This is a genomic window from Pseudoalteromonas sp. S1727, from assembly GCF_005886375.1.
Classification (GTDB): domain Bacteria; phylum Pseudomonadota; class Gammaproteobacteria; order Enterobacterales; family Alteromonadaceae; genus Pseudoalteromonas; species Pseudoalteromonas haloplanktis.
In genome coordinates, this window is sequence record NZ_PNDT01000085.1 from 1 (window position 1) to 16,231 (window position 16,231).

The 16,231-nt window shown below is 41.8% G+C and carries 6 protein-coding genes; 1 reads left to right on the forward strand and 5 read right to left on the reverse strand.

Annotated features, from left to right (window positions below; all coding sequences use genetic code 11):
- Positions 1–164: 164 nt before the first annotated feature.
- Both CWB85_RS16935 and CWB85_RS16940 read right to left on the reverse strand, forming a co-directional pair.
- Positions 165–6,320, reverse strand: coding sequence for a pectinesterase family protein (locus tag CWB85_RS16935; RefSeq protein WP_138555514.1), 6,156 nt, complete (start codon positions 6,318–6,320; stop codon positions 165–167).
- Positions 6,321–6,396: 76 nt separating this feature from the next.
- Entirely contained in the window at positions 6,397–9,345 is a 2,949-nt protein-coding gene (locus CWB85_RS16940) for a TonB-dependent receptor (protein ID WP_138555515.1), read from the reverse strand.
- Between the two features lie 188 nt (positions 9,346–9,533).
- Here CWB85_RS16940 and CWB85_RS16945 point away from each other — a divergent pair, with 188 nt between their 5' ends.
- Entirely contained in the window at positions 9,534–10,961 is a 1,428-nt protein-coding gene (locus CWB85_RS16945) for a pectate lyase family protein (protein ID WP_138555516.1), read from the forward strand.
- A 69-nt stretch (positions 10,962–11,030) separates the two neighbouring features.
- Here the strand turns inward: CWB85_RS16945 and CWB85_RS16950 are convergent, their stop codons facing one another.
- From CWB85_RS16950 to uxaC, 3 genes are all read right to left on the reverse strand, one after another.
- Entirely contained in the window at positions 11,031–11,987 is a 957-nt protein-coding gene (locus CWB85_RS16950; RefSeq protein ID WP_138555517.1) for an alpha/beta hydrolase, read from the reverse strand.
- A gap of 109 nt (positions 11,988–12,096) precedes the next feature.
- Entirely contained in the window at positions 12,097–14,646 is a 2,550-nt protein-coding gene (locus tag CWB85_RS16955; protein WP_138555518.1) for a glycoside hydrolase family 88 protein, read from the reverse strand.
- Between the two features lie 48 nt (positions 14,647–14,694).
- Entirely contained in the window at positions 14,695–16,143 is a 1,449-nt protein-coding gene (gene uxaC / locus CWB85_RS16960) for a glucuronate isomerase (RefSeq protein ID WP_016706564.1), read from the reverse strand.
- Positions 16,144–16,231: the final 88 nt, after the last annotated feature.

Genomic DNA, 16,231 nt, shown 5'->3' on the forward strand with positions numbered 1-16,231 from the left:
AGGACTGCATGGATGCAGGAGTTAGAGTAAAGCAGAAGGACATGCCGAGAACAACTATATGTCAAAATTTATGCCTTGTTATCACGCCATTTATCTGTCGCTATAAATGGTCAGTAACTTAACACGATTGGTATGAAAGCAGCGTTTGGCTGCTCTCATTACAACTACTGAATGGTTATCTCATCCAGTGTGATAGTGGCTTCACTTTCCGTTCTGATAGTGATGAATGAGGTCGCTGTGGCTACCAATCCATCAACTGTGTACGTTTGCCCAGGGACAAGCTCCTCAAGTTTAACTGAATAAAACTTTGATGAGCCGCCGTGGATTGAATTAGCGCTACCAGAAGTATTGTTATCTACATAGATCTGGAAGCTTTTTGCGGTATTACCTGTAACATCCGCCACTGTAAAGCTCACTTGATAACTGTTACTTAAGTCAAGTAAGCCCGTCGTACTTGCATCTGCTGAGGTTGTACCCACCGCCGGTGTCGTATTGGCAATACTAATACGCGCTCCAGTCATGGTTAATTGCCCAGCAGATACTTCCACACTGCCTGTAACACGATGAAACAGAGGCGTGCCTGAGCCGGCTAGGCCTGATAAATCACGGTAACTATTACTAAAGAACTCGTCAGTATTCGCTGCTGAGAAGTTCTCAGTAAATGGTAAACCAAGGGGCTCTTGTACTGGCGGCTCACTTGGCGCAGCAATCTCAGGAATCTCTAAATCACTTTGATCAATCTTACCAATACCGGCATGAGCAATTACATGGGCTTTAACATCCATTACGGGTGTTAACGTATAGTCATAAGGCGCTTGGTAAGAGCTTGTAGGTGTTAAACCTGTTGGCGTTACTTCTGCAGCCACATCGCCATCAGCTACATCGCCCCAAGTTACACCTTCACCGAGGTAGTTGCCTGATGTATTCCAGTAGCCAATGACTTTTGAATAAAATGACACTACAGGGTTTTTAGTATTTTCAAAGTAGTTATTCTCAATATGTAGCTCTGCGCCCATTCGTGAGTTAATCGCGCTTGAGGTGATATTGTTATAGTAGTTGTTGAAGATATGACCTAAACCAAATCTAAATAATGGAACACGCGATACAATGTTTTCAAACCGGTTATGGTGAAATGTAATATGGCGATTTTTATTACTGCTTGAGTCATCATCACTGTGACCATGCAGCGATGTTTTCCAGCTATCGTGAATGTAGTTATAGGAAATAGTGATGTTCTGCGCACCTGATTTAGAGTCAACTAAACCATCATAATAGTCTTGATCAACATTTAACGATGAGTAAAGTTCGTTATGGTCAATCCAGATATTGGCAGTCGGTTTATTTTCATCACCTTCAATTGAAATACCATCTTTCCCACCGGTAAGTACCTCATGAATTTTCAAGTTTTGGATAATGATGTTATTAGCACGACGAATTGCGATGCCTATGCCACTGAGCTCCCCCCGATCTGCAACACCAATGATTGAGATATTATCCATATCTTTAATTTCGATTGATGTGTTGTCGCCGCCACTGTTTGCATCGGTAATTACACCATCTACATAGATAGTGACAGGAACACCAGAAGATTTAGCTTGAGCTAAAGCTGATTTAAGCGCTGCACCATTATCGACCGTTACTACAGTTCCACCAGCGCCACCGGTTAGGTTAAAATTATAACCGGCAAAGCCAAGGCTATTATTCACAGGCGTTATTGCTACAGGCTCATCGGGTAACACTGGTATGGCAAGAGGTTCAGGTGTCCAACCTTGACCATCATTAAAGTTGGCAAAAATTGCATTTCGGTCAAGTAAGTTAACCACGTCGCTGTCTTGCATAATGTAACCACCAACACGAGCACTTAAATCAAGCGCATTACCTGCTAAGTCCATGCTGCCGTATTCGCGCCAGCCACTGGTCGCTGTGGCAATCTCAGGATTTGGAACCTTGTCCAATAACCAACCTGAGGTTGCAATGTGAGTGTCAAACTTATTATTGATAAGCGTAATGTTATCAAAATATGTATCGTTGCCACCACTGCGTGCAATATAGGTTGAGTTATCAAGCACATCATTGCCAATTGGGCCTGGGCCATGAGTAAAACGGTTATTTAAGAAGATAAAACCAGGATCTGTTGGTACTGGCACACGGGCTTGCAGTACATAGCCACCTGATGAGTCTTTAGTTGGATCACCGTCTTTAGAATCACCAATCGTGCGAATTTCGCTATGTTCAAAGAGTGCAGTAACAGGATAGCCCCAAATAAAGTCTACGTTACCAGCGACTAAGGTATTGTAAAACCATGTGTAGCCTTTAAGTAACAAGGTGTCTTGTTCGCTGATAAAGCGGGCATTATTAGCCACCAAACGACCATTACTATTAAAGTAAATCGTTTCTGCTTGGTTTGAGTCAACCTTGTTACGCAAATGGGTGTTTTTCAATGTTAGGTTGTTGATCACTAACATATCAGCGCCTTCAACCAAGAATACACTACGACCACCACCGGGTGTGCCTGAGCTGACTGGCGCACTGCCACCAGAGCCACCATTGAGTGTTTCGTAGTTTTCATACTGAATGATGGTATTGTCCTGACTTTGTCCTTGTAACGTTACATTATTTTTATTACGTAGGAACAGCAACTCATTGTAGATGCCATCTTTAATAGAAATCGTTGTTTGCTCATCTTTATCAAGGCTTGCCATCGCAAAGTTGAGGGCACCTTGCACAGTTCTAAAGTCAGCAACACCGTCATCATCAACCAGTAGTTGGTTGCTCGCAGGTGTAGTTACTTTAGTAGTAAATGTCCATTGACTGTTATCACCTAAGCCGACAAAGTCAGCGCCATTTAATTGAGCGCCAATTACCACATCATCCCCAATGACAACGCGATAGGTATGGCCATATTCAAGTACATTATTATGTGGCTTAATGGTTAAGGTGTTACCTTCAATTGTAAGAGGGTGGTAATACACAGAGCGCAATTTATCTTGGCCTGTGTAGCCAATCACATCGACATTCTTACCCACTTTGAGGGTATCAACTAGGGTGTTGTCGTTTTGTTTATAAATACGTACTTCACCTAAACTGCCGAAAGTGGGCGCGTTATCAAAAGTAATCGATAACTGAGTATCAACAAATTGACTATCGCTAGCAATCGCTGGCATCACTTTACTTGTTAAGTCACCGTAGTCAGCATTTGGCATAACGAAGCCTTCAGCGACAGAGATTGTAATGGTTCGAGTGATGGTTGGATCAGAATCAGATACAAACGTCACAGTGGCGTCACCTGCAGCAATAGGCGTTAGGGTGATCATATTTGCATCGATAGTCACACTGACCACCGCATCATTGCTTGATGTGACAGTGTAGGTATCGGCTGTAATACCATCGTTTTTGATTGCTGTGACATTGATCACAAGTGGGTCCATAGTGGTACTGGTATCCCAAGCAGGCTCTTTGTAATCAAGGGTTAGCTGGATAGGTTTGATGCTCGGATCGCCCACTTTAACATCATCAATTTCAAACGAACGGTTGTTTGTGAATATCCCGATCAAACCACGCGCAGTATAGCTGCTATCACTAGCAGTACCCATTTTTTCACCATTTAAATATACGGTGAGTTGATCATCAATCATCTCAAATCGTGTTGTATACCACACACCGTCTTCAGTAGCGCCTTTTTCACCGAGTAAAATAGGCGATTTCGTTTGCACTGGGCGTGAGATTGAGCCTTCACTACTGACTGCAACTTCTACTTGGGTGCTGCTTGATGAGTTTTGCACATTTAAGCCACCACCATACCAATTACCAGCATTTAAGTAGCGAGCCATTAGGAAAATTTGCTTATTGGCCGTGGTGCTATTTTGACGTGGACGAATTTTCGCTTCAACAAAGTAGTTACCTGTAGTCGGCACGTTAGCCATCGCTTCTTCAGTGGCTAAAATAATTTCACCACCTGCACCACCTGCTGTGTAACGCATCATGCTATTACCCATCATGTCGAGCACATCAAACTCACCCATTGGAGCTTCAATGTTATCTGGCTTGGCTAAAATCTGCCAATTACTTAAGTCACCATTGGCAAAGTCGTCACAAAAATACAACTGGGGAGCGTCGTCACAACTAAATACGGATGGATCTTTTACATATTCAACTCTGAGGTTATTGATCACCACAGTGCCACCTGTCTCAGTGCGTAACTGTAAAAATGAATTTTTAGACGCAAGTAGGCCTGGTACAGTTAAAGTTTGGCCAGGCGTTAACGAGTTGATTAGTTCATTATAAAAACGAGAGTCGCCACCGAGTAGTGATTTAGAACTGCTTGAGGAGTTGTTATCCACATAGATTTGGAATTTATTATCACCTTCAGGGTCGCTTACACTCACGATATCCATCACCACTTGGTACGGGCGAGATAAATCCAGCGCACCACTGGTGGTGGTATCCGTTGCTGCAGTTTCAATACCTGGGGTGGTGTTGCCTAATGTAAAACGACCTCCATTGAGCTCTAAACCTGTATCAATGACAGTAACTGAGCCACCCGTTTTGCTAAACATGGGGATTTCATCGCCGTTAGCATCAATAATTTTTTGATGATCAACAGAGAAAATATCTGCTGTAAGCATAGTAAAGTCAGTGGTGATTGGTAATTCTATTGTTGGGATCTCACCTTGAGCGGGCGGTTCAACAGGGGGCTCAACGGGTGGTTCAACATCAGGCACATCGGTCGCCACTGTTTCAATGGTTAAATTATCAATGACAATCATTGCAGCTGAATCAGTGCGTATTTGGAAATACGAGTTTTTAATATCTGGATTCAAAATACCACGGGCATCAACATGCGTGAGATCAGCACCAGTGTTGACATCTTCGCCAGGCACATAGGTATAAGAAAAACGCTGACCTACAGGGGTATTGGTCTCGTTGATATCTTTACCATAAAACTTAGATGCACCACCGTGAACAGAATTACTTTGACTGGCAGTATTATTATCAACATACAGCGATAATCCCCCCGCATTGTTATGGGCGATAACATCAAAGCTTATGGTAAAGCCTTCGCTTAAATTATAAATACCAACACCGGAGCTATCAGAGGCTGCTGACTCTTTGCCGGGTAGGGTATTACCGATTGTTATGCGGTCACCTTCAAGAATAAGCTGGCCTGCGACATCGTCAATTTTTGCACTACCGCCGCTTTTGAAATATAACGGGCCGCTACCTTGCTCATCTGACAAGCTCTTGTAACTTGATGAGAAGAATGTCTCAGTATCGGTATCAAACTCTTCAATTAAAGCTAAACCCGCTTGTTGTGCTAAATCGTTCAGTTTAACCAGCTCTTCTTGGGCTTGTTGTTCTGAAAAGGCTAAAATATTGTTTTTAGCATCATCATTACTATCACACGTTAATACAAGTGTTGCCAGTGCGCTTGGATCGCTAGTGGCACATACGCTATAGGTATTATTTACAGTATTATGTGAGCGAGAAACAATGTATTGCGTAGTTGCAGATTCTCCTTCACCTGATGTAAGCGCAATAACACGGTTACCAAATAAGAATGCATAGCTGCCCGTTGTGGTTTCTTCTCCATCAGCAACATGGCTAAAAGTCCCTGCTAAGTTTAATTCATCGTCAGGTGTCAACACTAACTGAGCAATACTTGCTTCACTGCCTTGAACTCGCGGGTTGTAAATGGTACCCGTAAAATCACTGGTATTAAATGCTAAAGGTTGTGTGCTGTTATATTGTTTAAAAATAAAATCAACAAAGTGCACAATTGCTTGATCTGCTGGGATCAAAGTACTATTCACGGAACCTGCATCCGCTAGCCACGCATTTACGTTGGCCTCAAATTCATCACTGCTAAAATAGTCAGTTACTGTTTGTCCTTCTGCTAAAGACATCTGTGCAACTTGTGCCGCTTGTGCGCTAATTGTAATCCCATTACTAGGATCACCATCGACATCAAGGGACTGTAATAAACGTAGGCTATTAATAACAGCGGGGTGAAACACGGTATCTGTAGAAAATAAAGCCAGTGGCGTGAGTACATTAGCAGCTGAAACCGTTGGAAAGGTAAGAGCACCGATTGAGAAATCGATAGCTTCACCTCTAAAGTAATCAAACTGTCCTTCGGCTGTTGTTACTCCATTAGTAACCGACGGGCTATTGTATGTTAAACCAGCGACTGGGCTGTCAACAAATACCCCTTGAATAGGTGGCAAAGGGGCTTCTTTGACATTGATAGAGCTTTCTTCACCACAGCCTGCCAAGATCGCTGTGATCAGCAAACACGATGGTATTTTTATTGTATTATTCATGCATCCCTCCAAGGATGAAGCGTGTCATTTACGCGTTAATTGTGTGTGGCATTAACGTTTTGTTATTCATTGATTATTAATAAAATTTATAATTCATACCTAATTGGAAAGTACGACCATAATCTTCACGTTGATAGAGGATCTCGCCTCCCGCTAAATCATTACCTTTGAAGTAACGTAAATCGGATTCATCCGTTAAGTTAATGGCATCAAAGTACACAGTTAGATTTTTTGTGAAATCATATTTAACTTTCATATCAAAGGTTAAAATATCGTCTTGGTAGATATCTGCCCACGATTTACAAGCGTGAGGATCTGATAGCGAGGCAGAGACAGGGCAAGAGCCTACTTCTTCGAGGATGTCTGAGCGGTAATTACTAATTAGCCGAAATGAAAATGACTCATTTTCCCAACCAACCGAGATATTACCGGTCATATCAGCTTGGCCAGGTAGTTGCATTTTGCTTTGACGGATTGTGGCATCAAGTTCTGCTTCACTTTCAACAAAGGTCATATTACTTTGCCAAAATAATCCATTGTCAAAGAATTGATTGTAACTAAGCTCAATACCATAAACGGTTGCTTTATCGCCATTGAGTGTAATATCCACTTGGTTTAATACGAGATCTTGTGGAATGGCAAAGTCTGAGACCTGATTTACAGGTAAAGTCAGTGGCAACTCATCGATACCCATTTGAATGCCGGTAACATCAACAATGAAGTTATCGATATTTTTATAAAATACCGCTGCTTCCATAAAGAGTTCTTTTGATGGATACCAACCAAATGATGCATCGAAGTTGTCGGATGTCATTGCAACTAAATTGGGGTTACCCACTTGAACTGAATTATCAGGACCTAAAATATAACCTTGTAATTCAATCGCACTTTGGCCATCTGGTGTGCTGAAACATTCATTGGTTGTTGGGTCACATAAGCTAATATCATCGTCAAACTTTGCAAATCCACGGGCTTGCTTAAAAGAAGGGCGGGTATAACTGGTCCATAACGACGTTCTAACTAATACAGTATCACTTGGTTCATAACGCACATGGAGGCTTGGGAAAAACTCACTGTAAGTGATCGATGACTCAGGTAGCGGCACTGCTATATCAAGCATCTTGTCATTACCAAAATTCCAATCATCGTTTTCAAGTGACATAAAGCCGGTAGATGAGAACTCAGTGTGGGCATAGCGAACACCCGTTATTACTGTTAACTGCTCAGACAGAGGAATTTCAGCCATTACATAGGCTGCATAGGTATCTTCGGTTAATGTATAGTCTTCTTTCGTACTATCAATGGACTCCTCGCCACCGGTGGCACTGTCGCGTGTAATTTTGGTTGAATTTACAATATATTCGACGTCTTGTTGAGACACGAACGGGTAGGTGAATAAATCACCTTCAGGCACTGCATAGTTGTAATCTGTAATATTTGATGTTGCAACATCCATACAGGTTTGGTCGCCACCACAATCGGCACTATCGACAGTGTAACTCCAACGGTCTTTATTATTGTAATGTTCGCGTTGATTATAGGTTCCACCTATTTTCACGAAATTAAGGTATTCGTAATTAAAATCTTTTTGTAGGTTGAGTTTAATACTGGTAATTTCATCTGTACGTGTGCTGTCTTCCATAAACAAGTTATCGTATTCCATATTCGATAAATCGCTTAAATCACCATCTGCTTCACCTGCAAATACATCTTCGTCATCTTTAAGAGCAAATCCACCAAGGGCGGCGGCTTCAGCTGGGGTCAGTACTTTAGCTATGATATTGTCTCTGCGTGCTTGACCATAAACAATGTTCTCACGTTCACGGAATTGGGCGCGGCGATCGCCAACAGACTCATCGTCTGTTTTAGAATACGCGTATTCATAATCAACACGCCAAGTGTCAGCAAAATAGTTTTCACCGCCAAAGCTGTAGTTTGTGGTCGTGGTTTCACCTTCTTGGATAAAGTACTGATTGAATACATCAATATCAGAGAGGGCAAACTCTTTAGTTTGTGGGTTAACGTAAATAACTTCATCGGCTAAATCACCATTGTAGAAGTTATAAAACTCACGCTGAGCTACATCACCATCGGTGTAATTTGAGTAGTTACCACGTATGTAATAAAAACTGTCTTCGTTAGGTTTAAATTCAACATTGATTGTTGCGGTTGTACGTTCTCGATCAGCAATTTCACGACGATTCTCAAGTTGAGCAGGGATTAAGATTTCTGGCGCTACACTGAGTTCCTCTTCGCTGAGACCAATACCACCTTGCAAAAAGTTTAATTCACGAGTGCTATGATGACGTACTTCATCAACTTGTGTTTTTCTATCTTCATATGAAAGAGCAAAACCAACGCCAATCTTCTCATCTAAAAATAACTGTGTACCGTCAAGGCTGAATTTAGGTGATTGTTCTTCTCTTAGTTCATTGTACGAATCTTGTAGTTTGATTTTTAATGTGTTTTTACCACGTTCATACGCTGAGATTGCTTTAACGTTAACCGCACCACCAATAGAATTTAGATTCATATCAGGGGTGAGGGTTTTAAAAACTTCGATAGCACCAAGTGAATCACTGGTAATACCATCTAAACCTATTTTGCGGTCGTCACCCGCACCAGATAGCTCTGCACCATTCATGCTCACAGAGACAAACTTAGGACCAAGACCACGAACGGCAATATATTTACCTTCCCCTTCACTGCGTTCCAGAGTGACACCTGGGATCCTGCGAAGTGATTCAGCGACATTTTGGTCAACGAAATTGCCCATATCATCGGTTGCAATAACTGAGCTAAATGCTTTGCTATCACGTTCCATTGCGCGTGCTTTTAAGTCAGCTTGATACACGCCTGTAACGGCAATAATCTCAATATCATCATCAGCTTCTACTTTTTTTTCAGCGTTAGTTGTTAATTTATCATTTTCAACTTTAGGCTGTGCAGGATCGGCTGACTGGGCATAAAGTGGCATTGCCATCATTAATGCCGTCGCGATCGTGCTTAAACTCATGCTTTTCATTTTTATTCCTTTTTCAGGCTTATAATTGTGTGCAAGTTATGCGATTCCTGTTGATTTTAATTCCCAGTTGCCACCGGTGGCAAAATGGAATAACATGAAGTTAACACTGTATTAATGAAGCTGTCAATTTTCATACCGAGAATTTTTTCTTTAATTGAGTATTTAAAACGAATTATCTAAGGAATATTATGCAAACTTTGCAAAATAATAATTTAAAATATCTAAGCAGTGCGTTACTTAGTATTGTAGTCTTGCTGTTTATTGCTATATCGACCAATTTATATGCAGGGCAGGTTGATGCGCATCTGGCTTTTCCCACGGCTAAAGGCTTTGGCAAATATAGCCGTGGTGGCATTAATGGCACACTGTATAGAGTAACCACATTAGACGATAACTTAGAAAACCCGCAACCAGGTAGTCTTCGTTATGCAATTAAGCAAAAACATCCTCGTACGATTGTTTTTGCAGTATCAGGGGTGATCAAATTAGCTGGGGAGCTTAAAATATCACACGGCAATATCACCATTGCAGGGCAAAGTTCACCGGGCGGGATCGCAATTGTAGGTGCTCCTGTTACAGTATCCGCTGCTGACAATGTCGTCATCCGTTATCTACGCTTTCGCTTAGGCACCTTTGGCTATGCTGATGATTCATTAACGGTGCGTAATAGTAATAATGTCATTATTGATCACTGTTCGTTAAGTTGGTCAGTTGATGAAACCGCGAGTTTTTATAATAATCGAAACTTTACCCTACAAAATTCAATTATCTCGCATAGTTTAAGCCATTCGATTCACCCTAAAGGAGATCATGGTTATGGTGGTATTTGGGGGGGCGCCAACGCCAGTTTTATTAATAATATAATTGCCAATCATGCCAGCCGAACACCTAGGATCAATGGTCATCGGCTCAAATCACCGTACTCGCAAAATGATGAGTTTGTTGAGCTTATCAATAATATTATTTTTAACTGGGGGCATAATAATGTGTATGGATCTGAAAATGGTCGTTTTAACCTGATCAATAATTACTATAAGCCAGGTAAAGCAAGCAAGATCATGCAGTTTGCCGATATTTGGTACTCCCCACAGATCAAAGAAAATCAAGCATATATTATGGGGAATGTACTTGAAAATAACCCACAATTGACTGAGCATAACTATTTAGGGGTTAATTACCGAAAGGCTAAAAAAGCTAAGCGAACACTCAGTACTGCGACGAGCCCTTGGTTAAGCGCTAAAGCAATTACTCCCTCTACAGAGCAAACAGCGCTGAACTATATTAGTGCAGAGCAAGCATTTGATAATGCAATAAAACTGCAAGACATTGGTGCAAGCCGCAATGCCCATGGCCCTTTTCATGACAGTGTTGATTCGATAGTTTATCAGCAGTTAACCGATAGTATTACGATAAAGAACAATGGCCTAATAGATCATGAGTTTGAATTAATAGGCAGTTGGCAGGCGTATGAAAAAGAATTTGCAGGTTTCAGCTTAATTAACGATGAAGATCAAGATGGCATTGATGATAACTGGTTTAAGCTACATCAAGCGCAATTTAAAAGTGCCACTGCACAGCAAATTTTATCCAGCTATTTAATTTCGTTGACTCAGTAATATTATTAATGCCAGTTACAACATTAGCTGTAATTGGCATTGTGCCTATAAATTATAGCCAACCGTAGTCTATAAACCATTATTAAATTGACGGTCTAAAAAGTCATCTATAGCAGTATAAGTTGGCGTTAACCAGGGCTCGAATAACCAAAATGAGTGAGGTGCGTCTTTAAATTGATAAACTTGGCAGCTTATGTGTAATGCTTTTAATTTTAATATGGCGCTGTCGCGGCCTGCGCGAAAACGTGGCACTGAGCTATTAATGAACAGTGTTGCTGGGGCTGTTTGATCAATATAGAAAAGAGGGGAAGCGCTGCGCCACTGCTCTGGTATGGATTCGTAGCGCCCGCCCAGCCATTTACTTGCTGAAGTGACTGCTTTATTTGGATTGTTTTCAAACGGTAATGCTTCTGGCGAGGTAAAATCACTTAATCCATCGATGTTAATAAGTGCTTGAACATTAATACGCTGTGCGTTTGTGTTGCTGTCATCAATAATGCCACCACTGTACGCTAATAGTGCGGCTAATTGACCACCCGCAGAGCCACCTGCTAATGCAATTTTAGTGCTATCAATGTTATACCGTGAGGCATATTTTTTAAGCCACAGTAACGCATCCGCTATATCTTCAAGGGCAGCTGGGTAAGGCGCTTCATCACTGAGGCGATAACTTGGGGTGGCAACTATATAGCCTCGTTTTACAAGACTAATTGCAAGAGCTGCCATCAATGCTGGTGTGCCTGACTGCCAGCCACCGCCGTGGATTAACATGATCAGTGGCGCCTTTTTACTTTGCTTATTTTTTTGATAAATATCGATAGTCTGTGTACTGCTTTTAGTTTGTTTGTAGGAGAGTGCTTTATGTGCTATCACTGAGTTCGGTAGCTCGGTGTCAGGGAGCTGGATCTGTGGATACTGCTTAACGAGTTTGTTATAGGTGTTTGCAACTGTGTAATCTGCGGCTGTGCAGGGCTTAAAACACAGTAATAGCAAGGTAAAAACACTCAGTTTTTGATGATTAAACATATTCAATGAGATCTCAGCTTATATCACATGAAAGGTAAAAATCTGCAAATAGATGTGATGGTGATATGAGCATATTTGTAATATGCTCACTGGGAGTGTTAATTATGGTTCAGTCTAACTTGGTGAGAAGTTTTGCTACTTCAAGGCTTGCAAGAATGAATGGACCATTTCCTTTTGGGTCATTCTTACTGACCGGCTCACTCATATAATAATGGTAACTACCATCACGGCCGAAGCCTAGGCCTGCAACATAACATTGATTGGTCATACTCACTGTGCCATCGCTGTGCACTAAAGCGAATTGGTTAAGTAATCCTTGGTATGCTAAAAGAGCAGTGTCTTTATAATCTATATTGATATATCCGTTATTAAGTGCTTTGGCATAAAAATAAGCAAACATGGCGGTTGCTGTTGATTCTTGGTAGTTCCCCAAAGCGCTTGGTTTATCTAAAACTTGCCACCATGTACCAGTTTCAGCATCTTGCACTTTGGCAATATCTGTGGCCAATTCGTTTACAATAGCAAGCAAGGTTGCGCGCTGTTTCGTGTTTTGTGCAGGAATGTAGTCAAGTACATCAACAACAGCCATGGCAAGCCACCCCATACCACGTCCCCAAAACTCTGCAGAAACACCCGTTTGTTTATCAGCCCATGCTTGCTGTTTAGATTCATCCCAACCGTGGTAGTAAAGTCCTGTTTTTGGATCGCGTAGTGCTTCACGAGTTAGCTTAAATTCATTGACCACCTCCGCAAAGCTTTCTTGTTGCTGGTGGCCCGTTTCAAATAAGCTGGCATACTGAGCTAAAAAAGGCATGCCCATATAAACTCCATCAAGCCATACTTGATGCTGGTATTTATTTTTATGCCAAAATGCGCCTTGTGATGTACGAGGCTGTAAGTGTAATTGCTCGCGTAAGGCTTTCGCAGCCGTTAAGTATTGTGGCTGTTTAGTGTCTTGATATAGCTGGATCAAGTTGCGTCCAGGCGGAATGTTATCAATATTATAATTGCTTTGTTTATAAGCGCTGATCTTCCCTTGTTGATCAATAAAACTGCCTGTAACTTGTGTTATTACGTCTTTATATACTTGCTCATTAGTTGCTACCCCCAACTGGTAATATGCATATGGCTGTAAGCCTATAATGTCATATTCAAATTTTGGAGTGCGTTTGCGGTTAACATCCCAACCGTTGGCCTGATAGCTCAGCGTTTTTCTCTGTAGTTCAGAATCCCCAAGGGCACGAGCCCAATTAATTGCAGCTACGGCATTGAGTTTCTGTGTTGTTTGCTTTGCAGTGACTGTGGTATGCAAAGTAATACGCGGTTTAATAGTCAACCTTTGGGCTTGTTGATCAAGGTACTCAATAAAGCTTTCTTTATCATTGATGCCACTTTCTGGCTGCCATACAGAGGCAAAATAATAGTCTGTTCGTTGGGTCGTGTGGCCTTTTGGCTTTAGCACTGCAAGGTAGTTATTTTTGTCTTGGCGTACGTCAATAACATCGCCTTTTTTAAAGAAAACGGCCATCCCAAGTGATGATTTATCTAAACTTTGTTTACCCCAACTGGCAATATAGCTGTAGCCATAATTACTCATTGCATCGAGATCGCCTTGGATAAACTCAGTGTCAGGGTGTTTAACCACACCGGCGACTAAATTAGGCAAATCTTTATCCGTACTCAGTTGTACATGTGCTAAGCGTGAACCGCCATGCATACTGATATTTGCGGTTAAATTTTGTTGTTGGTAGCTGTTAGTCCAGCCCTGATAATCAATTTGAATACTCGCTCGTAAATCTCCATTGTCAAGAATTCTGGCTGTCCGTGATGCCACTTCAGCAACATGTTCTAGTTGATCATCTTCATTGATAAGGCCAAAGCCACCAGCACCGAGTGAATGACCGACTTTAAGAATGTCCATTCCCCAGTCTTGTTTGTCATGATACGAATCATAGCCATCAAGACCAACAGTGTGTAATACAGGTTTCGTGGTCAATTTACCAAAAATATCGAAACCGTTGCGCCAATCAAGGTAAAAACGATAACCGACTTTATCTGACTCTATGCCAGGGCCCTCATATCGGATCCAGTTTGAATGATCGGTGTAATAAGCGGGTGGGGTAAGCTCATTAACATTTTTGAAGCGACCACCAACGTACTCTTTTTTACCAGTGCCAATTTGATGTTTGGGTGGGCGAGAATGTGGCTGCCATTCGCCGCCTTCTTTATGGGCAAGATCTGCCTGAACGCGCTTTGTTTGCTTAGTGAGAGGTTGTTTACTTTGTCGAGTGATAGTCACTTCAATAGGTTTATCATTTAAATCGACAATAAAATACACACCATCCAGTTCACCATCAGAGTCAACATCGACAGCTTGACTTGCTACCACTTGCTCGGCTGTTTTCACTGTTAATGCAGCGGCTTGACTCAGGCCTAAGTCGTAATAGCTTATATAAATAGGTTCATCAGGACGTTTAAATGATGACGGATTAACAATGTCTAATTTTGCAACGAGCGCACTACCAAGGGTGTTGGTCTCGCTCTCTTGCAGTGGTGTACTCAGTTCAGATTGTTCTTGGCAGGCCGTTAATAATAGGCTTGAACCAAGAACTGTTCCCATCATAACGCGTTTTGATAACAGTGCTGTTTTTAAAGTCATTGTGTGTCCTCAATGATTGAGCCACTCATTCAAGTGGCTCTATTGTTGTTATTTATCGAGATTATATGCTTTTTTAACTAGCCCATAGGTTAGTTGATAAGCTAGCGTCTGGGCTGTTGTTTCACTGATCTGATGATTGGCAACTAGCTCCGCTAAATAGCGACAATCGACACGTCGCGCAACATCATGCCGTGCGGGGATTGACAAGAATGCACGAGTATCATCATTAAACCCAACGGTATTATAAAATCCGGCTGTTTCCGTTGTTTGTTGTCTAAATCGTAGCATACCTGCTGGGCTGTCATGGAACCACCAAGCTGGCCCTAATTTAAGGCTAGGATAATGTCCTGCAAGTGGTGCAAGTTCTCGGCTGTAGGTTGTTTCATCTAAGGTAAATAAGATGATTTTTAGATCAGGGTGGTTGCCGTACTTGCTCAATAGCGGTTTTAACGCATTAACGTATTCAGTTTGGCTTGGAATATCACACCCTTTATCACGGCCAAATTGATCGAATACCGCTTGGTTATGATTACGATGTGCTCCAGGGTGTATTTGCATTACCAAGCCATCTTTAATACTCATTCCAGCAAGTTCCGTGAGCATTTGGCCACGGAATAACTCTTGTTCTTGCTCTGACGAATTGCCCGTGCGGCATTTTTCAAATAGTGCCTCACACTCAGCGGTAGATAAGTCAGCAGTTAATGCCGTAGGGTGGCCATGATCGGTTGCTGTTGCACGCCCTTCAATACGAAAGTAATCACGACGTAACTGAATAGCTGCTAAATAGCCTTGCCAAGTGCTGGTATCTTGACCGGTTATGTCCCCGAGTTTAGCAATATTTTCAATAAAATCCTCACGGCTTGCATCAACCACATCATCGGGTCTAAAAGTGGTGATCACTCTTTTTGCCATGCCAGTACCGGCAATTGCGCGGTGATGAGGTAATTGATCAAGAGCACCTTCGGTTGTAGCAATCAGTTCAATGTTAAAACGGTCCATCAATGCGTGTGGTGTAAATGCATCGGTGGCCAGTGCCGCAGTGATTTTTTGATAGTACTCTTGTGCATTCTCAGTACATAGCTTTTGAGTAAAACCAAATACATCGCTGAATACGGCATCTAGCCAATAGCCACTAGGAGTGCCTGCGTATAAATGATAGTTATCAGCAAAAATTTGCCAGACCTTTTCCGGCTCTGCTGCTTTAGCGCGTGCCATATCCCCTTGTAGGCCATGCTCTGGTACACCTAAGTCGGTCATTGGGATCCCCTGACTGTAGAGCATTCTAAACACATAATGATCAGGTTTTATAAAGAGTTCTGTTGCATTACCAAAATTTTTGTTTTCATTAAACCAGCGTGGATCAGTATGACCATGAGGGCTAACGATAGGTAAGTCTTTAATTGATTCATAAAGTTTTCTAGCGATTTTAACTACGGTAGGGTCGCTTGAAAATAAACGATCTGGGTGCAATTCTAAAGGTTCAATATTGCTGGACATAGAAGATTCCTTAATTGTTCTACTTATCACTTGCTACCGGTGGCATTGAAAGCTAAATTAAACTGGCAATGTACGGCAGTCAATATGA

Bases quoted from the DNA above. Each gene is read 5' to 3' on its own strand.
- CWB85_RS16935 (WP_138555514.1), bottom strand. From the start codon at position 6,320: ATGAATAATACAATAAAAATACCATCGTGTTTGCTGATCACAGCGATC.
- CWB85_RS16940 (WP_138555515.1), bottom strand. From the start codon at position 9,345: ATGAAAAGCATGAGTTTAAGCACGATCGCGACGGCATTAATGATGGCA.
- CWB85_RS16945 (WP_138555516.1), top strand. From the start codon at position 9,534: ATGCAAACTTTGCAAAATAATAATTTAAAATATCTAAGCAGTGCGTTA.
- CWB85_RS16950 (WP_138555517.1), bottom strand. From the start codon at position 11,987: ATGTTTAATCATCAAAAACTGAGTGTTTTTACCTTGCTATTACTGTGT.
- CWB85_RS16955 (WP_138555518.1), bottom strand. From the start codon at position 14,646: ATGACTTTAAAAACAGCACTGTTATCAAAACGCGTTATGATGGGAACA.
- uxaC (WP_016706564.1), bottom strand. From the start codon at position 16,143: ATGTCCAGCAATATTGAACCTTTAGAATTGCACCCAGATCGTTTATTT.